This is a genomic window from Anoxybacteroides voinovskiense (assembly GCF_014196205.1).
Lineage (GTDB): Bacteria > Bacillota > Bacilli > Bacillales > Anoxybacillaceae > Anoxybacteroides > Anoxybacteroides voinovskiense.
The window spans coordinates 1-20539 of sequence record NZ_JACIDE010000010.1 but is presented as its reverse complement, the minus strand read 5'-3'; the positions used below and the strand labels follow the sequence as shown (position 1 = coordinate 20539).

Genomic DNA, 20539 nt, shown 5'->3' with positions numbered 1-20539 from the left:
AATATTATGTTTTTTTGTCATTTTTCTGCTAAGTAGTTTGACAAGCCAGAGGGATTGTGGTAAAACGGTGTATATCGAAAATCAAATAAAAAAGCGATGACAGGAATAAGTAGTGGTTATCTCCCTGCTTCAGAGAGCTGGTGGATGGTGCGAACCAGTGCAAAGATAAGCATGAATTACGTCCTCGAGCTTCTTTTGTGAACGGCGTTGCTCAGTAGCAAAAGACGGTTATGCCGTTATCTAAAGGAAGTGAGAGAGCGTTTGCTCTCTAAGTAGGGTGGTACCGCGAATGACACTCGTCCCTTCAGTGAGGGGACGAGTTTTTTATTTTTTAGAGAGGTGAGGGAAATGGATTTATTAAACGAGTTAGAGTGGCGAGGACTGATTAACCAAGTCACAGACCGTGAAGGACTAGAGAAGCTGTTAGGGGAGGAAACGGTCAGTTTATATTGCGGGTTTGACCCGACGGCGGATAGTTTGCATATCGGAAGCTTATTGCCCATTTTGACGTTACGACGATTTCAATTAGCAGGGCATCGTCCGATTGCTCTCGTTGGTGGAGCGACGGGATTAATTGGCGACCCAAGCGGCAAAAAAAGTGAACGAACATTAAACGCGAAAGAAGTAGTTGTGCAATGGAGCGAAAAAATTAAAGAACAGCTGTCGCGCTTTTTAGATTTTGAAGCGGAAGGCAACCCGGCGATGATTGCGAACAACTATGAGTGGATTGGAGAGTTAGATGTTATTTCTTTCTTGCGTGATGTCGGAAAGCACTTTGGCTTGAATTATATGCTGGCAAAAGAGTCAGTGCAATCGCGCATTGAAACCGGCATTTCGTTTACAGAATTTAGCTATATGATTTTACAATCGTTTGACTTTTTAAAGTTATATCAAAAAGAAAATTGTAAATTGCAAATTGGCGGAAGCGACCAATGGGGGAATATTACAGCAGGATTAGAGCTCATTCGCAAAACGGAAGAAGAGGCAAAAGCGTTCGGGCTAACGATTCCGCTTGTGACAAAAGCGGACGGAACGAAATTCGGAAAAACGGAAAGCGGTACGATTTGGCTTGATAAAGAAAAAACGTCGCCATATGAGTTTTACCAATTTTGGATTAATACGGATGACCGCGATGTCATTAAATATTTGAAATACTTTACGTTCTTAACAAAAGAAGAAATAGGCGAACTAGAAAAACAATTGCAAGAAGCGCCAGAAAAACGGGCGGCACAAAAAGCGCTCGCCGAAGAAGTAACGAAGCTTGTCCATGGGGAGGAAGCACTTCGACAAGCGGTGAAAATTTCGGAGGCACTCTTTAGCGGCAGCGTTTCTAATTTGACGGCGGACGAAATTCGCCAAGGGTTTAAAGACGTCCCTTCTTTTGAATACGATGGGGAAGAAGTGCCGCTTGTGGAATTGCTTGTCATGAGTGGGGTCGTTTCATCGAAACGTCAAGCGCGTGAGGATTTGGCAAACGGTGCAATTTATGTAAACGGGGAGCGCGTGCAAGACGTGAACAAAGTATTAACGCGTGACGACCGCATTGAAGGGCAGTTCACAGTCATTCGCCGCGGAAAGAAAAAATATCATGTCATTCGCTACAAATAGGAAAAATCCCTCCGGACGTTGTCCAGAGGGATTTCTTATTAACGAGAGTAGAACTCAACGATTAGCGCTTCGTTGATTTCTGCAGGCAATTCAGAACGTTCAGGGAAACGAGTGTACGTTCCTTCTAATTTTTCTGCGTCTAATGTTAAATAGTCTGGTACGAAGTTGTTGACTTCTAACGCTTCCTTAATGATTTGCAAGTTGCGAGATTTTTCGCGAACCGCAATCGTTTGGCCAGGTTTTACACGGTAAGACGGAATGTCTACGCGGCTTCCATTCACTAAAATATGGCCGTGGTTTACTAATTGGCGAGCTTGGCGACGTGTGCGCGCAAAGCCTAAACGGTAAACAAGGTTATCAAGGCGAGATTCAAGCAAAATCATGAAGTTTTCCCCGTGTTTACCAGCCATTTTGCCAGCTTCGTCGAACGTTTTACGGAATTGACGTTCGTTCACGCCGTACATATGGCGAAGCTTTTGCTTCTCTTGTAATTGTAAACCGTATTCAGAAAGTTTTTTGCGTTGTCCTGGGCCATGTTGTCCTGGCGGATAAGGACGTTTTTGCAATTCTTTGCCTGTGCCGCTTAACGAAATGCCAAGACGGCGAGAAATTTTCCAAGTTGGACCTGTGTAACGAGCCATTAAATGCTCCTCCTTCGCTTTTATTTTAGGTAAAATAAAAGCAGACGCAATCAACAATTACGGCCATTTTGTTTTCATGTATCCTCGCTCTAGCAGCTAAGAGTTACACGATACACCTCTTCGTTTGAGGAACAAAATGGGCACATAAAGGTGATCACTAAGGCTGCTATATTTTACACAAACGCTATTATATGATTTTTACAAAATAAAGTCAACATTTTATTTTGTGTTTGCCGGCAGTGTGGTATAATAAAAGATGTAATTTTTTGAAAAAAACTTTCTATCTTTCGAATGGCATAATATACTTTAATGATAAGACTATAGATACGGGTGAATAACATGATGAAAGTGCATGAGAAAGAAATGTACGCTGCTTTTAAGGAAAAGTTTTTCGATTGGTTACTATCGTATGACGATTATGAACAATTTGCGCAAACGATGCTTCAGTTGTTTTTGTTGCTAAAACAGGAGTTGCTGATGCAAGATGTTACGTTGTTTTTGTTTGACCCAATCGAAAAAACGTTTTATCCAGAGGTGACGACAAAAACGGATTCCTGTAATGTGTTGCCGGATATTGAATGGCAAACGTCTCCGCCGGATAAGCGGATACATATAGAGGAAAATCAGGAATGTACAGTCGCACAGCTTTTGCTTCAGCAATCGGAAGAATTTTCGGGCGTTTTGCAGCTCGTGTATGCTAAAGGACAATGCCCGAGCGAGGCGTTTCTCGAACAGGTGGCAACCGATTTTTCGTATTTATTCGGCAAATTGAAAAAAATTGCACGTGGATTGAGCGAAGAAAAACGGTACGAGCGTCTTCACCACTTTACCGCGAAAATCCATGCGTCAATGAAAATCGAAGATGTATTGGAAGAAATTATTGATACGCTGCAAGAAGTATACCCTTCTTTTACGTACTACTTGTTTTTATCCGATGACCATCCGTATCACGAACGTTTGCCGATAAAAACGCTAATGTTCGAGCAAGCGGACGAAAATATGGCAGCAATGCAAGCGTTTTTGACAGGGAAAATTCAACTCGAAGATTCGTTAGTGCTTCAACGTTCTATTTTGTATGCTCCGATTAAAGGTGCTCAAGGGGTTTATGGGGTCATTGAAATTATCGCTTCGCACATTATGGAATTTCCAAAAAGTGAAATCAATTTCATTTCGTTGCTCGCGAATACAGCAGGTAGCGCGCTTGAAAATGCGAAACTTTATGAGCAATCGCGCCGGTTGGTGGCGGATTTGCAGCTAATTAACGAAACGATGCACCGGTTGAACGCTAATTTGCGTTTGCAAGACGCGTTAGAATTTATGGTCAGTCAAATTAAACGCTCCTTTGGCGCTGAAGAAATCGGATTCTTTTTATTTGACCAAGAAAAGAAAAAACTATTGCCTGGAAGCACACCGTTTTTTCAATCGCGCCAAGCGAAAAAATATATTGAGTTTGTGGCAAAGCGGCTGCGAACCGAGCGGGATATGGTGTTTTTAGGAGATGCGAAAGTAAACTCACCGTCTGCTCCTCAATACCGTTCCGTGATGGCAGTGCCGATGGTGCAAAACGGTGCGTTGAAAGGAATGGCCATCGTCTTGCACCGAGAACCGTACCATTTTACATTTGAAATGTTTAAGCTGCTGCAGTCGCTCATCCATCATTCGACATTGGCGTTTGCGAATGCGATGCTTCGCGAAGAGTTGGAAAGCATGGTCATTACCGATTATTTGACGAAGCTATACTCCCGCCATTATTTAGATGAGCAGTTGCAAAAATCGATGGAAGTTGATGCGTTTGGTACGTTTATTTTAATTGACATCGACAATTTCAAGAGCATCAACGACACATACGGCCACCAGACGGGCGATGATATTATTGTGCAAGTAGCGAATATTATTAAACAAAACATTCGTGAGCATGATATCGGAGCGCGTTGGGGCGGAGAAGAGTTGGCGATTTATTTGCCAAAAGTTCCGTTAACGACTGGCGTTGCTATTGCGAATCGCCTAGCGGCAAAAGTGCGACAAGAAACGAATCCGCCAGTGACCGTTTCATGCGGCGTTTCGTATTGGAAAAAAAATCGCCGCGAAGAAGCGACCGAGCTGTTCAAACGAGCAGACGAGGCGTTATATATGGCAAAGCGGTCAGGGAAAAACTGCGTGTTTGTGAAAGACTATCAACACCAATACAAAGCGTAAAAAGGAATCCGTTTCGTTGGATTCCTTTTTTCGCGAACGCTACAACGACGCAACTAACACGTCGACAAATTTCTCTAAATATTGTTGATCGATTTCGTCAAAGCGGTTTTTGCTTGGGCTATCGATATCGAGCACGCCGATGACTTTTCCATCTTTTAACATCGGCACAACGATTTCTGACTGGGAAGCAGCATCGCAAGCGATATGGCCTGGAAATTGGTGGACGTCAGGAACGAGCTCTGTTCTTTTGTTTTGCGCTGCTGTTCCGCACACGCCTTTTCCGAACGGAATGCGCACGCACGCTGGCAACCCTTGAAACGGGCCTAATACTAGTTCTTCCCCTTCGGCTAAATAGAAGCCAACCCAATTAATATTATCAAGAAATTGATGAAGAAGGGCAGCGGCATTCGCTAAATTGGCGATTAGATTCGGTTCACCGGCAATGAGCGCTTCGAGCTGCTTAATCACAAGCGCATAATTTTCTTCGCGTGTGCCGGTATACTGGATATGGTGGAACAAAGCAATCCTCTCCTTTATAAAAAATTGCGAATCATTTGTTCTCTTCCTTGATGCAAATCGCGAGCACAATGGGCGTCTGACCCATATATGAGTGGGATATTTCGTTTCAGTGCCTCATAAACGACCCAATCTGGCGGGTACGGTTCTTGACAAAGCGGTTTTTGTACGCCGGCTCCGTTATAGTCTAGTTCGTATTGCCGCCCGTTGATTTCATCGAGGATGTGCATAATCCGTTCTGTCATAGAAACAGGACAAGGAAATTGTTTTTGAAACTTATGAACGAGCGTTAAATGGCCAATGCGTTTCGGTTTGTACTTGCCTAAATCTGTTTGCACCGCATACAAAACCGCTTCGTAATATGCCTCGTACGCGCGAATCGTCGATCCAAATGATTCAACCATCGCTTGAAACATCTTAGGGCTGTAGTCTAAACAAAAATATTGGCCGTTTGCCGGCAGAAAATGCACCGATAAAATACTATCATCTAACTCGGGACCGATTTGTTCGAGAAAACGTGCAGTTGCTTCCTCGTAACCGACAATAAAATCGATTTCCAGTCCGATGCGAATCGTGATATCCGCTTGATACTGTTTCTTTACCCGCTGTAGTGTAGAAAGATACGAATCAAGTTGTTCCATCGCCATGGCGCTGTCTTGTTCAGGGGTCGGGTCGATAAATGTCGACGGAAGCGGTGCATGTTCGGTAAACGAAATGTCTGTATATCCTAGTTCGATGGCTCGTTCGATGTATTGCTCGAGTGAATCGTTACTTCCGTGCGGACAAAACGGGGTATGAATATGACCATCGCGCAAACGAATTCCTCCTTTCATTACATAATTGAGAAAAATGCAGATTTTTGTAAAAAAAAATTAAAAATTTTGGTCAAAAAATGTCGTTAACATGGTATCATAAAAACATTAAAAGAACATTATGTCAATGTTTTTGCCTTCTACATAATATGTGACTTAACTTGGATGCAAGGGGGCTTCTTATGGAAATCGCAGTCACGATGTTACTCCTCGCGAGCGGAGGAATGATATATAACTACATGTACCGGAAGAAGATGTACCGCGAAATTGATCGGTTAGAAGCGTGGAAAATTGCCATTATGAATCGGCAAGTCACGGAAGAACTTTCGAAAGTCAAGCAATTGAACATGACGGGAGAAACAGAGCAGTTGTTTGAGCGTTGGCGCCAGCAATGGGACGATATTGTCACTATACGACTTCCGGAGATCGAAGAAAAGCTATTTGATGTGGAAGAATTTCTTGATAAATATCGGTATGCGAAAGCAAAAGCAGTATTGCGGGAAATCGAGCAGGCGCTACGAAAAATCGAGGAAGACATTCAGACGATTCTTCACGAACTAGATGAACTCGTTGGCAGCGAAGAACAAAACCGAACGGAAATTGAGCAGCTAAAAACGTTGTATCGCGAAGCGAAAAAAACGCTGCTTGCCTATCGTCATACGTTTGGCGAAGCGGAGGAAAACTTGGCGCGGAAGCTTGAGGAGATACAGCAAGGGTTTCAAAGATTCGAAGAGTTGACGAACGATGGCAACTATTTAGCAGCGAGGGAAGCAGTGTTCGTTTTGAAACAACAGCTGACCGACGTTTCTAACATGCTTCAAGAAATTCCAGCGTTGCTTACGGAGTGTCAAACAGCTGTTCCGGCTCAGCTTTCAGAGCTTGTCGAAGGCTATCAAGAAATGAAAGAGGCAGGCTATATTCTCGATCATTTAGATATTGAACAAGAAATAGCAAAACAGCAAGAAAAGCTGCCGCAATGTCTGGATATGATTCGAACGCTTGAACTTGAGGAAGCAAAGCGACTACTCGAGGAAATCAAATCAGATATCGATGCGCTTTATGACTTGTTAGAAAAAGAAGTATTGGCGTATCAATACGTGAAAACCGAGATGGGACAACTACAAGAGCAGCTAGAACAGCTAGACGAGGAAGCGAAGCAGACAGGAGCGGAAACGTTGTTCGTGCAGCAAAGCTACCGGCTGTCGACAAAAGACCTCGAAAAATATCGAAGCATCGAAAAGCAAATACAACAGCTAGCGAAACGATTCGTTTTCATTCAAGCGCGCGCGCTAGAGGAACGAACGGCACACTCGCTCATTAAAGAAGAACTGGAGTCATTAGCAGGACAAATGCAGCTGCTAAAGGAAGAGCATGAACAGTTTCGTGAAATGTTGCAAACGTTGCGAAAAGATGAATTGGCTGCGCGAGAAAAACTTCGCGAAATGCGCCATCAGCTATCCGAAGCGGTTCGGTATGTGAAAAAAAGCCGACTTCCAGGACTTCCGGAAACATATAAGTTGCAGCTTGATGAGGCGAAAGATTTGTTAACAACCGTATCGCTACGCCTTGATGAAAAACCGCTTAACATGGAGGCCGTTCAGCAAGCGCTAGCGGCAGCGGCAGCGCTAGTAGAACGCGTCAGTGAACAAACGATCAGCATGGTCGAGCAAGCTGACCTTGTCGAAAAAGTGATTCAATACGGCAATCGCTATCGCCGTCGGTATTCGTCGGTAAAGGAAGGATTGGAGGAGGCAGAGCAGCTTTTCCGTCAGTATGAATACGAACAGGCGTTAGAGCAAGCAGTCGCAACGGTAGAAGCGGTTGAACCAGGAGCGTTTGAGCGTGTTCGCCAACTGTTGCAAGAAGAAGTGCCAAAATGAACGATAAACCGATAAATACCTACATATGTAGATATTTATCGGTTTTTTCGCGAATACTATCAATAAACGTTTTTGTTGCGGTTAGACGAATTTCTTTTTATTATTTTCTTTGTGTTCAGCATGCATGCGGAGGATGGACGTCATGATTTATCTAGATAACAGCGCAACGACAAAGCCGTTTCCTGAGGTGCTTGATTCGTTTGTGGCGGTTGCGACGAACTATTTTGGCAACCCTTCGTCGCTTCATGAATTAGGCAGGAAAGCAGAGCGGTTGCTTTCCCAAGCGCGAGAGCAAGTGGCAGCGCTTCTGTCTGTGAGACCGAATGAAATTATTTTTACATCTGGCGGAACGGAAGCGAACAATTTAGCGATTAAAGGTGTTGCCCTTCAGTATCGCAAACGGGGAAACCATATTATTACGACGGCTATTGAACACCCGTCAGTGACAGAGCCGTGCCGGCAATTAGAAGAATTGGGATTTGAAGTAACGTATTTACCAGTCAATGCGTACGGGCGTGTGGAAGTGGAGACGCTAGCGCGCGCCCTACGCGACGATACGATTCTTGTATCCGTCATGCACGTAAATAACGAGGTCGGTTCGATTCAACCGATTGAGCAAATTGGCGAGCTGTTGCAGCGTTACCCAAAAGTGATTTTCCATGTCGACCATGTGCAAGGCATAGCGAAAGTTCCGCTTGATATGAAAAAAGCACGTGTCGACTTATGTACGATGTCGGCACATAAATTTCACAGTTTGCGGGGAGCGGGCATTTTATACGTTCGCAACGGCATTCGCCTTTCTCCGCTTTTAGCAGGTGGGGGACAAGAATGGCAAGTTCGGTCGGGAACAGAAAACGTTGCCGCCATTGTTGCGATGGCAAAAGCGCTTCGTCTCTCGATGGAAGCGTATGAACAGCAAATACGGCAATTACACGTACTGAAAGAGCGATGGTTTGAAGCGTTACGCCATATGGACGGCATTGAACTTCATACGCCTATAAAACATTCGGCGCCGCACATCATTAACTTTTCGCTAGATGGTTTAAAATCGGAAGTATTTGTTCATGAATTAGCAAAGCAGCAAATTTTTGTTTCTACGACGTCGGCATGCTCGTCGAAAAAACGAGCGCCAAGTAAAACGTTGCTCGCGATGGGAGTTGAGCCGAAACGGGCGGAGAGATCTATTCGCATTAGTTTATCGTGGGAAAACACGCTAGAGGAAATTCCGGTCGTCGTTCGTGCTATGGAAGCAGCAATTCAAAAACTACAAGGTGTAAAGAGGTAGAGGATATGCGCTACGATCGTATTTTAATTCGTTACGGAGAAATGTCGACAAAGGGAAAAAACCGCAACCGCTTCGTCGTGCGGTTGAAACGGAACATTCAAAAAAAATTAACCGCGTTTCCGAACATAAAAATTGAATATATGCGCGATAGAATGTACATTTTATTGAATGGTGAGCCGCATGAGGAAATTATGGAACAATTAAAGACGGTGTTTGGCATTCAATCGTTTAGTTTGGCGATGAAGTGCGAAAACGACATCGAGCAAATAAAAACAACGGCATTAGCGGCAGTGCAACAAGTGGAAGGAAAAACGTTTAAAGTGAGCGCCAAACGGATTGATAAACAATTCCCGATTGGAAGCAATGAGCTAAACTATACGCTTGGCAGCCATATTTTACGAAATACGAATCATTTAACGGTCAATGTGCATGAGCCGGATATTGACGTGCGCGTGGAAGTGCGTAAAGACGGTACATATGTGACATGCCATGATATTCCTGGAGCAGGCGGTCTTCCGGTTGGCACAAGCGGAAAGGCGATGTTAATGCTGTCTGGCGGCATTGATAGTCCAGTCGCTGGGTATTTAGCGATGAAGCGCGGGTTGGAAATTGAAGCGGTTCACTTTTTTAGCCCGCCGTTTACAAGCGAACGGGCGAAACAAAAAGTAGTGGATTTAGTGAAAAAACTGACGCGGTTTGGTGGGAAAATTCGCTTGCATATCGTTCCGTTCACCGACATTCAACAGACGATTCACCAACAAGTTCCTAATGGCTATTCGCTCATTTCGTCGCGACGAATGATGTTGAAAATTACGGATATGTTGCGGAAAAAATATAACGGCTTAGCGATTGTCACTGGGGAAAGTCTTGGACAAGTGGCGAGCCAGACGTTAGAAAGCATGTTTGTGATTAACGATGTCACGACAACTCCTGTTCTCCGTCCGCTCGTGTCGATGGATAAAACAGAAATTATTGCGATTGCCAAAAAAATTGATACGTTGGATATTTCCGTTCTTCCATACGAAGACTGCTGTACCATCTTTACGCCAAGCGCACCAAAAACAAGACCAAAACGGGAAAAAGTGGTTTATTATGAAAGTTTTATTGATTTAGAACCGCTTCTTCAAGCAGCGGTGGCGAATACAGAAACGATTATTATTGATGAAGAATTCACGGCAGAGAAAGAGTTTGAACAGTTGTTCTAATCTCAAAATTTACCAAAATGATAAATGCATGAACGCATGTGTTTTCACACATTCTATAGCTACAAGGAGGTGAAAACACATGGCACGCAACAACTCGTTATTAGTATCTGGTGCACAACAAGCACTTGATCAAATGAAATACGAAATTGCGCAAGAATTTGGTGTCACACTAGGTGCAGACACAACAGCACGCGCAAACGGCTCTGTCGGAGGAGAAATTACAAAACGCCTCGTTGCAATGGCGCAACAACAATTAGGCGGTTCGTATCCAAAACAATTTTAATTTCATATTCATGGCTACAAGGGCGGGAGTATTTCCCGCCTTTTATTATGTTAAAAAATTATTCAAAAAATTAAAATTGTTTTGTATAATTATGATGAAAAAGAAAAAATGGGGGATGAGGATATGAAACGCGAAGATTTAATTGCGCCAGAACAGTACAATTTAACCGCAGAAATGGAAAAGTATGCACAACAAACTCCCGAACGAACAGCATTAAAATGGGAAAGCGAGGACGGCCAGACAAAAGAGATTACATATGGCGAGCTAATGAAAAAAGCAAACCAAATTGGAAACGCTTTACTTCGGGCAGGGCTGCAAAAAGGTGACAAAGTGCTCATTATGGTGCCGCGCTTGATTGAAGCGTATGAAGTATATTTAGCATCATTAAAAGCGGGATTTGTCGTCATTCCAAGTTCGGAAATGCTGCGGACAAAAGATTTGCAATATCGCATTTCCCACGGGGAAGTAAAGGCTGTCATTGTTTACGAACCGTATGTTGACCAATTTCTCCCGATCGAGAATATGGATGCGATATTAAAATTTGTCATTGGCGACAACGAAGTCGATGGTTGGACAAACTTATTAAAGGCAAGCGAAACGGAAAACGAGGAATTAACAGCTGCAAATACGAATCGCGACGATATGGCGTTTTTATCATACACATCAGGAACAACCGGCAACCCAAAAGGCGTCGTGCATACGCATGGCTGGGCATATGCGCATTTGCGTACCGCAGCGAAAAACTGGCTTTGCATTGAAGAAGGAGATGTCGTATGGGCGACGGCAGGGCCTGGTTGGCAAAAATGGATTTGGAGTCCGTTTTTGTCGACGTTAGGGTCAGGAGCAACAGGCTTTGTTTATTTTGGGCGGTTTGAGCCAGAAAAATATTTGCAGCTTTTAAGCAAATACGAAGTAAACGTTCTTTGCTGCACACCGACCGAATATCGGTTAATGGCGAAAGTGCCGACAATCGGAAATTATCAGCTCCCGCATTTGCATAGCGCTGTATCTGCTGGTGAGCCATTGAATCGTGAAGTGATTGATACGTTTGAAAAATATTTCCATGTACAAGTTCGCGATGGATATGGACAAACAGAAAATACATTGCTTGTTGGTGTGTTGAAAGGAATGGAAATTAAGCCAGGTTCGATGGGGAAACCAACGCCAGGAAACCGCGTCGAAATTATTAATGAGAACGGCGAGCCGTGTGCGGTTGGTGAAGTGGGCGACATTGCGGTGCATGTGGAAACCCCAGCTTTATTTAAGCACTACTACAAAGACCCTGAACGGACAGCGATGCAATTCCGTGGCGATTATTATATTACAGGGGATAAAGCGAAAAAAGACGAAGACGGCTATTTCTGGTTTGAAGGACGCGGAGACGATATTATTATTAGCGCCGGTTATACGATTGGTCCGTTTGAAGTCGAAGATGCGCTTGTCAAACATCCAGCGGTCAAAGAATGCGCAGTCGTCGCAAGTCCAGACGAGGTGCGCGGCCATGTCGTAAAAGCGTTCATCGTGCTTCGTGAAGGCGTCGATCCGACTGACCCGTCGCTCATCCCAGCGTTGCAAGAACATGTCAAACAATTAACAGCGCCATATAAATATCCACGCAAAATCGAATTTGTCGACGAATTGCCAAAAACGACATCTGGAAAAATTCGTCGTGTCGAATTGCGCGAGCGGGAAATGCGGCTGGCGCAAAAATAAAAAAAAAACGCTCCCTTGTTTGGATTAATTGCCTCCAAGCAGAGGAGCGTTTTTTTTTTTTATTATCAGAAAAATAAAAAAACTACTTGACGGAAAGTGATAACTCATGTACTATTCTTTTTAGAATTTTCTAAAAAATATGAATAATAAAGAGGTGATTTTCGTAAGCGTTTACATAAAGGCATTGTTTCTGTTTCGAATACCTATTGTACCTCGCTCTATTTGCTGCATAGAACGTTGCTTTCGCTCAAGCAAAACAAGTTACTCCATATCGTGCTTTTCCATATGAATATGCATTTCCACTTTTTATTTGAAATGAACGATATTTTGTCAGTCATAAACCGAAGCGATCCGCCATATACAATGTTATCAAAGAAATAACGTTAATGTTTTAGTAACATATGTCAATTTGTGCATATCGTCGAGCGATCGTTCAGGAAAAAAGGGGGCGTGAAAGTGGGGATATTACAAGTAAAAAACCTTTCGCTTCGATTCGGTGGTGTCGTTGCTTTAGACAACGTTTCGTTCGAAGTGAAGGAGGGAGAAATTTTTTCATTAATCGGACCGAACGGAGCAGGAAAAACAAGTATGTTAAACTGCATTAGTGGTCTATACAAACCGAGCGACGGGGAAATTTTGTTTAAAGGGGCATCAATTACTCGATTAAAACCGCATAGACGAACAGTGCTAGGGATTGCGAGGGCTTTTCAAAATATCGAACTTTTCCCGCATTTGTCCGTATTAGATAATTTAATGCTCGGCCGACATGTGCGCATGAAAACAGGATTGCTTGCAGGCGGCTTGTATTGGGGGAAAGCCCAAAAAGAAGAAGTCGAGCATCGGCGAAAAGTAGAGGAAGTTATCGATTTTCTTGAGCTGGAGCATGTTCGTAATGTGCCAGTCGGAACGTTATCCTACGGGTTGCAAAAGCGGGTCGAAGTTGGCCGAGCTTTAGCGCTAGAACCAGAACTGCTTTTGCTAGATGAGCCGATGGCAGGAATGAACAATGAAGAAAAAGAAGATATGGCTCGCTATATTATCGATATTCATGAAGAGAAGAAAACAACGATTATTTTAATTGAACATGATATGGGGGTAGTCATGGATTTATCGAACCACATTGCCGTTCTCGATTTTGGAAAGCTCATTGCATACGGTACCCCACAAGAGATTCAGACAAACCCGCGGGTCATCGAGGCATATTTAGGGGAAGAGCATGCTGTGTAGGGGGGAGAGTTGAATGGAGAACATGACGTTTCCGCAAATGCTTGTTGCTCGTGCGGAAAAAGAAGGAGAACGAGTTGCTTTACGTGAAAAAGACTACGGCATCTGGAATGAATATACGTATCGCGAATATTACGAACAAGTAAAAGCGTTTTCATTAGGACTTGCTTCTCTCGGATTTCAACGAGGAGATAAGCTGGCGATTATCGGTGATAATCGTCCGGAGTGGGTGTTTAGTCAGCTAGCAGCGCAAGGCTTAGGCGGTGTTTCTGTGGGGATTTACCAAGAATCGCTTCCAAACGAATTAGCCTACATTATTAACAACTGCGATGCCCGTTTTGTCGTTGTGGAAGACCAAGAGCAAGTTGACAAACTGCTTGAAATCGAAGAAGACATTACGCACGTCGAAAAAATCATTTACTACGATCGCCGCGGGATGAGAAATTATCATCACGCCAAACTGTTATATTTTGAGGAAGTACAAAAATTAGGGGAACAGTTTGCGCAAGAAAATCCGCTATATTTCCATGAAGAAGTGAACAAGGGCGATTATGACGATATCGCTATCTTATCTTATACGTCAGGAACAACTGGCAATCCAAAAGGGACGATGCTTTCCTACCGAAACTTATTGGAAATGGCAAAACACCTAGCGGCAATTGACCCGTTGCAAGAGCAAGATGAATACCTTTCTTTCTTGCCGCTTGCTTGGATTGGGGAACAAATGATGACAATTTCTATGGCGTTTTATAGTGGAATTATTGTCAATTTTCCTGAAGAACCGTCTACCGTTTTTGAAAATTTGCGGGAAATTGGGCCGCATGTCATGTTTTCTCCTCCACGCGTCTATGAAGACATGGTTTCTCGCTTCCAAGTGCGCATTCAAGATGCAGGATGGTTAAAGCGAAAATTGTACGAATGGTGTAAGCCGGTTGGAGAAAAAGTAGCAGAAGCCCATTTTACGAAAAAAGAATTATCATGGTGGACAAAATGTCTGTATTCATTGGCAGATTATTTTATGTTTAGCGCCATTCGCGATCATTTTGGCTTGTTGCGGATTAAGCGGGCATATACAGGAGGCGCACCGCTTGGACCGGATGTGTTTCGCTTCTTTCATAGTATAGGTGTTAATGTAAAAAGCATTTATGGACAGACGGAAGTATCGGGTATAGCTATTGTTCATCGAGACGGGGATATAAAATTAGATAGCGTAGGAATTCCAATTCCAGAAACAGAAGTAAAAATCTCAGAAGAAGGGGAAATTTTAATTAAAAGCCCGAGCGTTTGCTGTGGATATTACAAAAATGAAAAAGCGACAAACGAAACGATTGAAAATGGGTGGCTTCGCACCGGCGATGCTGGCTACATGGATGAAGACGGACATTTATATGTTATTGACCGTTTAAAAGATGTTATTCGTTTACAAACAGGAGAGATGTTTTCCCCGCAATTTATTGAAAATAAGCTGAAATTTAGTCCATATATTAAAGAAGCTGTTGCCATTGGACGCGATCGCCCTTATGTCGTAGCAATTATTAACATCGACATGGCTAACGTTGGGCGATGGGCAGAGAAAAAACAACTCGTGTATACAACCTATTCCGACCTTTCCGCTAAACAAGAAGTCATTCAACTTATTCAAGAACAAGTAAACGAAATTAATAAAACGTTGCCAGAAAAGGCGAGAGTGAAAAAATTTGTGCTTCTTTACAAAGAATTGGATGCAGACGATGAAGAACTAACAAGAACGAAAAAAGTTCGTCGGCAGTTTATTGCGAAAAAATACGCGTCCCTTATTGAAGGAATGTACTCAGAAAATGATCGTATTGACGTAGAAGGAACGATTAAATATCGCGATGGAAAAGAGCAAACGATTAGAACTACTTTGCAAATAGTTTGCATCGATCAAGGAGAGGGGGCGGCATAATGGAGTTTTTCCTGCAAATGCTTGTGACAGGGATTGTAGTCGGGAGTGTTTATGCTCTCGTCGCACTTGGTTTCGTTTTAATTTATAAATCAAGCGATGCTATTAACTTTGCTCAAGGAGAGTTTTTACTCGTTGGCACATATGTTTGTTTGACGTTAGTCGCTAGCTACAATATCCCATTTATCGCGGCGTTGCTCATCACATTGGCGTTCAGCGCAATACTAGGATTCGCGGTGGAAAAAGTAGTGCTTCGCCCGTTTATCGGTAAACCAGTCATTTCGATGATTATGGCAACGATCGGATTATCTAGTATTTTAGCGGGGATTGTGCACATTATTTGGGGACATGAAACGAGAGTGTATCCACCGATTTTTTCAGAAACACCGATTCGTCTTGGGAAAGTCATCATCACCCCTGTATACGCATGGTCGTTTGTCATCGTTATCGCTTGGCTCATTCTTTTAAGCGCATTTTTCAAATACTCTCGACTTGGCATTGCGATGAGGGCAACAGCAGACGATCAACAAGCAGCGCTGTCGATGGGGATTAGTGTAAAAATGGTATTTGCGGTAGCATGGGCGATTGCGGCAATCGTTTCTTCTGTTGGTGGCGTTTTGTTAGGAAATATTAATGGAGTAAACTCTTCTTTATCGATGATCGGGCTGAAAGTATTGCCAGTTGCCATTCTCGGTGGGCTCGACAGCATTCAAGGCGCCATCATCGGTGGGTTAATTATCGGCATCATCGAAAGTATGACAGGCGGATATTTAGACCCTCTCGTTGGCGGAGGATTAAAGGAAGTAGTTCCATTCATCATCCTTGTTCTTATTTTAATGGTGAAACCGTATGGCTTGTTTGGCAAGAAAGAAATTGAGAGGGTGTGAAGTGATGCGAAATCCGTTTGTAATGCAGTGTGGAGAGTTTCATGTAAACTACAGGCAAGATATGGCTATTTGGAAAATTGCTCGAGTACGTTGGCGGATCTTCTTTATCGTTCTTTGTTTTGCTGCTTTTCCTATGCTCGCAACAGACTATATAGTCGGTCTTGCGACACTATGTGGGATTGCAGCGATTGGAGCAATCGGGCTCAACATTTTAACCGGGTTCACTGGACAAATTTCCATTGGCGTCGGAGCATTTTTAGGAGTCGGCGGCTATACATCAGCGATTTTAACGACAAAGTTAGGTCTTAGCTTCTGGCTTGCTGCGCCGTTTGCAGGATTAGTGACGGCGATTGTTGGTGCTTTATTTGGCATTCCTTCTCTTCGATTAAAAGGGCTCTATTTAGCGATTGCTACTTTGGCAGCGCAAGTCATTATTTTGTTTGTCATTTCTCGATGGGATTCCGTTACAGGTGGCACAGCAGGGCTTGTGCTAAATCGCCCAACGATCGGGTCATTCGTATTTATGAGTGAAAAAAGCTATTACTATTTGACATTTGTTATCTTGCTTTTGACAACCATCTTTTCTCTCAATTTGTTCCGTACTCGCGTCGGTCGAGCATTTATTGCTGTTCGCGACAGGGACATAGCAGCAGAAGTCATTGGCATCGATTTATTTAAATATAAAGTACTAGCTTTTTTCGTAAGTTCATTTTTCGTTGGTGTGGCAGGCGCTTTGCTCGGACATTATACGATGATTGTGAGCCCAGAGCTGTATAGCATTTCTGTATCGATTGAATATTTAGCGATGATTTTGGTCGGTGGGCTCGGAAGTATATTTGGATCCATCTACGGAGCAGCGTTTATTACACTTATGCCGGTCGTTTTGCGAGAAGTGGTGAATTTATTAAGCGGAACTTTCCCAGGATTAGAAGGGATATTAGTCGGCATGAAAGAAGTGGTGTTTGGCCTCATTATCATCTTATTTCTTGTTTATGAGCCGGAAGGGCTTGATAAAATTTGGCGAAATATAAAAGATTATTTCCGCTTATGGCCGTTCTCTTACTAATGGAATAAGGCGATAAACATCTGTTTGTCGCTTTATGATAAAAAAACAAAGGGGGATGATGCAATGAAAAAAAGAAACGCATTGCTAGCGGCGCTCTTGCTAGCAGCGGGGACATTATTTGGCTGCTCAGGAGGAGAAAAACCTGCTAGTACAGAAGGAACAACAAAAACAGACAAAGGAACAATCAAAATAGGGGGGCTATTCGATATTACTGGCGCAACAGGCGATGTCGGCACCCCGTATGCAGAAGGGGAGAAAGCGTACATTGAGTACATTAATTCCAAAGGAGGCGTTAACGGTTACAAAATTGAACTAGTTGGTCAAGACTACGCGTACAAAATTCCAGAGGCACAAAAGCTGTATCAAAAATTTAAATCAAGCGACAAAGTAGCAGCAATTTTAGGATGGGGGACAGGCGATACAGAAGCGCTTCGTCAACAAGTTGCAGCAGACAACATTCCATATTTTTCAGCTTCTTATTCAGAAAACTTAAAAAATTTAAAAGAAAGCCCATTGAACTTTTTAACTGCTGCTTCTTATTCCGATCAGGCACGTTCCGTGTTGAAGTGGATTAAAGACAATCATCAAGGCGGAACGCCGAAAGTAGCGCTTATTTACAATGATACAGCATTTGGAAAATCTCCGATTCAAGACGCGAAAGAGTTTGCTAAAGAAATTGGCGTGGAAATTGTCGATGAGCAAATTGTTGATTTGAAAGCGCTTGATGCAACTTCACAACTTTTAAATATGCAAAAGAAAAACCCGGATTATGCGATTATTCAAGAAACATGGGGAGCGACTGCGACGATTTTAAAAGATGCAAAAAAACTCGGCATTAAAACACAATTTATCGGCTTAAACTGGGCGACAGGAGAAGGATTGCTTCCGATTGCCGGCGATGCAGCAGAAGGATTTATTGGAGTAGTAACCCACGCCTTCCCGTATGAAGAGTTACCAGGAATGAACGAGATAAAAGAATATTTAGCAAGCAAAGGAGAAAAGTTGGAGGATAAAAACCAAAAATTTGTTCAAGGATGGGTAACGGCGAAAATTTTAGTGGAAGGAATTAAATTAGCGGACGATCCGACAACAGGAGAGGGAATTCGGAAAGGGATTGAAAAAATTAACGGACTTGATTTAGGAGGATTGGCTGCTCCTGTGACATTTACGCCAGAAAACCATGCCGGAACAAACCAAATTCGTCTTGCTAAAGTCGAAAACGGAAAATTTAAAGTGTTTACAGACTATATCGGTTATTAAAAAACGAGAAAGGGTGTTTTCCATATGAAACACCCTTTGTTTTGAATAAAGGGGTGAGACGGTATGTTGACATTAAATAACGTAGAAGTGATGTATAACCGTGTTATTCTTGTGTTAAAAGGGATGTCAATGGTCATCCCGAAAGGAAAAATCGTTGCCTTGCTTGGCAGTAACGGTGCTGGAAAGACGACGACCCTTAAAGCAATTTCCGGGCTTTTAAAAAGTGAAGACGGGGAAGTTACGGATGGATACATTGAGCTGTATGGCGAGAGAATTGAGGGAAAAGATGCGGAAGAAATCGTAAAAAAGGGAATTTTTCAATGTATGGAAGGTAGAAGGGTGTTCGAACATTTAACGGTGGAAGAAAATTTAATTGTCGGTGCTCATACTCGAAAAGATCGCCAAAACATTAAAGCAGACTTACAAAAAGTATACCATTATTTCCCTAAATTAGAGATGTTAAAACATCGACAAGCAGGTTATTTATCTGGTGGAGAACAACAAATGCTGGCAATTGGACGCGGATTGATGGCAAGACCAAAAATATTATTACTAGACGAGCCATCTCTCGGAATTGCTCCATTATTAGTGAAAGAAATTTTTTCGATTATTAAAAGAATCAATGAAGAAGAAGGGACGACTATTTTAGTGGTCGAACAAAACGCCAATATCGCTTTATCTATCGCTCATTACGGATATATTATGGAAAATGGTCGGATTGTGATGGATGGACCAGTGGAAAAGCTGCTTGAAAATGAAGATGTAAAAGAGTTTTATCTTGGGATGGGGGATAAAGGAAGGAAAAATTATCGCGAAGTCAAATCATATAAACGAAGAAAGCGGTGGCTATAATGGATTGGAAACATATCGTCAACTATGCGTTTGAGCGGTCTTCGGAATTTCATGAACGGTTAAAACGTGCGGGTATCGGTGTTTCTGATATTCATACAATAGAAGACTTAGCGCGCATCCCCGTTCTTAAAAAAGACGAATTACCTGCTATTCAGCACAATCATTATCCATTTGGTGGAATAGCAACAATTGCATCGAATGAAATGGCACGCATTTTTATGTCACCAGGCCCAATTTATGATCCACAATCTATTGATGGAGATTATTGGGGCTTTTCCGAGGCATTGCAAGCGGCAAAATTTACAAGTAGCGATATAGTGCAAAATACGTTTTCTTACCACTTGTCCCCCGCGGGATTTATGTTTGATAGTGCTTTACGGAAAATCGGCGCTACCGTTATTCCAGCCGGAACAGGAAATCGGGAGTTACAAGTACAAATGATGAACGATTTACAAGTCACAGGATATGTCGGCACCCCGAGTTTTTTAATGTTGTTGTTTGAAGCGGCCGAAGAAAAGGGGTATCGTCTTCCATTAAAAAAAGCATTTTTTACAGCGGAAAAACTAACCGAGCAGATGCGTCTGTTTTTTGAAGAAAAAGGAATTTCTACGTCCGAAGGATACGGTACTGCTGATTGTGGTTGCCTAGCATTTACAGATGGGGAAGAACCAGGACTAAAAGTAAGTTCACGCGCACTCATTCAAATTTGTGATCCAGTGAGCGGAAATGTCACGAATGATGAAGAAGGAGAAATAGTCGTCACATTGTTTGATGAAACGTATCCTCTTATTCGTTTTGGCACAGGTGATATATCGAAATGGGTAGACGGATACGAAGGGACACGAATTGTCGGGGTATTAGGACGTGTCGGTTCAAGTGTAAAAGTTAAAGGAATGTTTGTACATGCGCAGCAGCTTGTAACCGTTATGAAAGAGGTCGGATACGAAAGATTTCAAGCGGTAGTAACGAATGAAAGCGGGCAAGATGAACTGAAAATTTTTGTTGAACATGCAGATGCCGTACCTGAAACGGTAAGAGAAAAAGTAAAAAGCGTCATTCGCGTGACGCCGACATTTATTCATGTAGAGCGATTATATACATGCACTTTAAAGTAATGACTTCTGTATGAACACCTTTTTTCATGGTTATACTGCTCCTAAATAATCATGTATAAAAGGAGCGGAAAT

The 20539-nt window shown here is 42.7% G+C and carries 17 protein-coding genes and 1 other annotated feature; of the genes, 14 read left to right on the top strand and 3 right to left on the bottom strand.

What is annotated here, in order from left to right; translation table 11 throughout:
- Positions 1 to 87: 87 nt before the first annotated feature.
- Positions 88 to 307 (top strand) — a binding site (T-box leader).
- Between the two features lie 41 nt (positions 308 to 348).
- Positions 349 to 1608, top strand: a complete 1260-nt coding sequence (tyrS, locus tag GGR02_RS08500) for a tyrosine--tRNA ligase (protein ID WP_183184309.1) — start codon at positions 349 to 351, stop codon at positions 1606 to 1608.
- Positions 1609 to 1646: 38 nt separating this feature from the next.
- Here tyrS and rpsD read toward each other — a convergent pair whose 3' ends face one another.
- Positions 1647 to 2249 carry a 30S ribosomal protein S4 gene (rpsD, locus tag GGR02_RS08495; RefSeq protein WP_183184308.1) on the bottom strand — a complete coding sequence of 201 codons (603 nt, stop codon included), beginning with the start codon at positions 2247 to 2249 and terminating at the stop codon, positions 1647 to 1649.
- Positions 2250 to 2591: 342 nt separating this feature from the next.
- Here rpsD and GGR02_RS08490 point away from each other — a divergent pair, with 342 nt between their 5' ends.
- The gene (locus GGR02_RS08490; RefSeq protein ID WP_183184393.1) at positions 2592 to 4445 is read left to right on the top strand and encodes a sensor domain-containing diguanylate cyclase; all 1854 of its coding nucleotides are present in this window, start codon (positions 2592 to 2594) and stop codon (positions 4443 to 4445) included.
- A 39-nt stretch (positions 4446 to 4484) separates the two neighbouring features.
- Here the strand turns inward: GGR02_RS08490 and GGR02_RS08485 are convergent, their stop codons facing one another.
- Together GGR02_RS08485 and hisJ are read right to left on the bottom strand one after the other, a co-directional pair.
- Positions 4485 to 4964 carry a GAF domain-containing protein gene (locus GGR02_RS08485; protein WP_183184307.1) on the bottom strand — a complete coding sequence of 160 codons (480 nt, stop codon included), beginning with the start codon at positions 4962 to 4964 and terminating at the stop codon, positions 4485 to 4487.
- Positions 4965 to 4978: 14 nt separating this feature from the next.
- Entirely contained in the window at positions 4979 to 5776 is a 798-nt protein-coding gene (gene hisJ, locus GGR02_RS08480; protein WP_183184306.1) for a histidinol-phosphatase HisJ, read from the bottom strand.
- Between the two features lie 179 nt (positions 5777 to 5955).
- On the opposite strand from hisJ, the gene ezrA reads away from it, so the two are divergent.
- From ezrA to GGR02_RS08420, 12 genes are all read left to right on the top strand, one after another.
- On the top strand, positions 5956 to 7653 hold the full coding sequence (gene ezrA, locus GGR02_RS08475; protein WP_183184305.1) for a septation ring formation regulator EzrA: 1698 nt from the start codon (positions 5956 to 5958) through the stop codon (positions 7651 to 7653).
- Positions 7654 to 7795: 142 nt separating this feature from the next.
- Positions 7796 to 8938, top strand: a complete 1143-nt coding sequence (locus tag GGR02_RS08470) for a cysteine desulfurase family protein (RefSeq protein ID WP_183184304.1) — start codon at positions 7796 to 7798, stop codon at positions 8936 to 8938.
- 5 nt (positions 8939 to 8943) lie between these two features.
- The gene (gene thiI, locus GGR02_RS08465; protein ID WP_183184303.1) at positions 8944 to 10143 is read left to right on the top strand and encodes a tRNA uracil 4-sulfurtransferase ThiI; all 1200 of its coding nucleotides are present in this window, start codon (positions 8944 to 8946) and stop codon (positions 10141 to 10143) included.
- A 79-nt stretch (positions 10144 to 10222) separates the two neighbouring features.
- Complete coding sequence (locus GGR02_RS08460) at positions 10223 to 10426, top strand: alpha/beta-type small acid-soluble spore protein (protein ID WP_066327687.1); 204 nt, start codon at positions 10223 to 10225, stop codon at positions 10424 to 10426.
- A 123-nt stretch (positions 10427 to 10549) separates the two neighbouring features.
- Complete coding sequence (gene mbcS, locus GGR02_RS08455) at positions 10550 to 12139, top strand: acyl-CoA synthetase MbcS (RefSeq protein ID WP_183184302.1); 1590 nt, start codon at positions 10550 to 10552, stop codon at positions 12137 to 12139.
- A gap of 456 nt (positions 12140 to 12595) precedes the next feature.
- Positions 12596 to 13366 carry an ABC transporter ATP-binding protein gene (locus tag GGR02_RS08450; protein WP_183184301.1) on the top strand — a complete coding sequence of 257 codons (771 nt, stop codon included), beginning with the start codon at positions 12596 to 12598 and terminating at the stop codon, positions 13364 to 13366.
- Between the two features lie 13 nt (positions 13367 to 13379).
- Positions 13380 to 15290, top strand: a complete 1911-nt coding sequence (locus GGR02_RS08445; protein ID WP_183184300.1) for an AMP-binding protein — start codon at positions 13380 to 13382, stop codon at positions 15288 to 15290.
- Complete coding sequence (locus GGR02_RS08440) at positions 15290 to 16174, top strand: branched-chain amino acid ABC transporter permease (RefSeq protein ID WP_183184299.1); 885 nt, start codon at positions 15290 to 15292, stop codon at positions 16172 to 16174. Before GGR02_RS08445 ends, GGR02_RS08440 begins: the two co-directional genes overlap by 1 nt.
- 4 nt (positions 16175 to 16178) lie before the next feature.
- Positions 16179 to 17240 (top strand): branched-chain amino acid ABC transporter permease, encoded by a 1062-nt coding sequence (locus GGR02_RS08435; RefSeq protein WP_183184298.1) that lies wholly within the window; start codon positions 16179 to 16181, stop codon positions 17238 to 17240.
- A gap of 63 nt (positions 17241 to 17303) precedes the next feature.
- A complete protein-coding gene (locus GGR02_RS08430) occupies positions 17304 to 18500 on the top strand; it encodes an ABC transporter substrate-binding protein (protein WP_183184297.1) in 1197 nt (398 codons plus the stop codon).
- A gap of 63 nt (positions 18501 to 18563) precedes the next feature.
- Positions 18564 to 19352 carry an ABC transporter ATP-binding protein gene (locus GGR02_RS08425; protein WP_183184296.1) on the top strand — a complete coding sequence of 263 codons (789 nt, stop codon included), beginning with the start codon at positions 18564 to 18566 and terminating at the stop codon, positions 19350 to 19352.
- Positions 19352 to 20467, top strand: a complete 1116-nt coding sequence (locus GGR02_RS08420) for a phenylacetate--CoA ligase family protein (protein ID WP_183184295.1) — start codon at positions 19352 to 19354, stop codon at positions 20465 to 20467. The genes GGR02_RS08425 and GGR02_RS08420 overlap by 1 nt, the downstream gene beginning before the upstream one ends.
- Positions 20468 to 20539 lie beyond the last annotated feature (72 nt).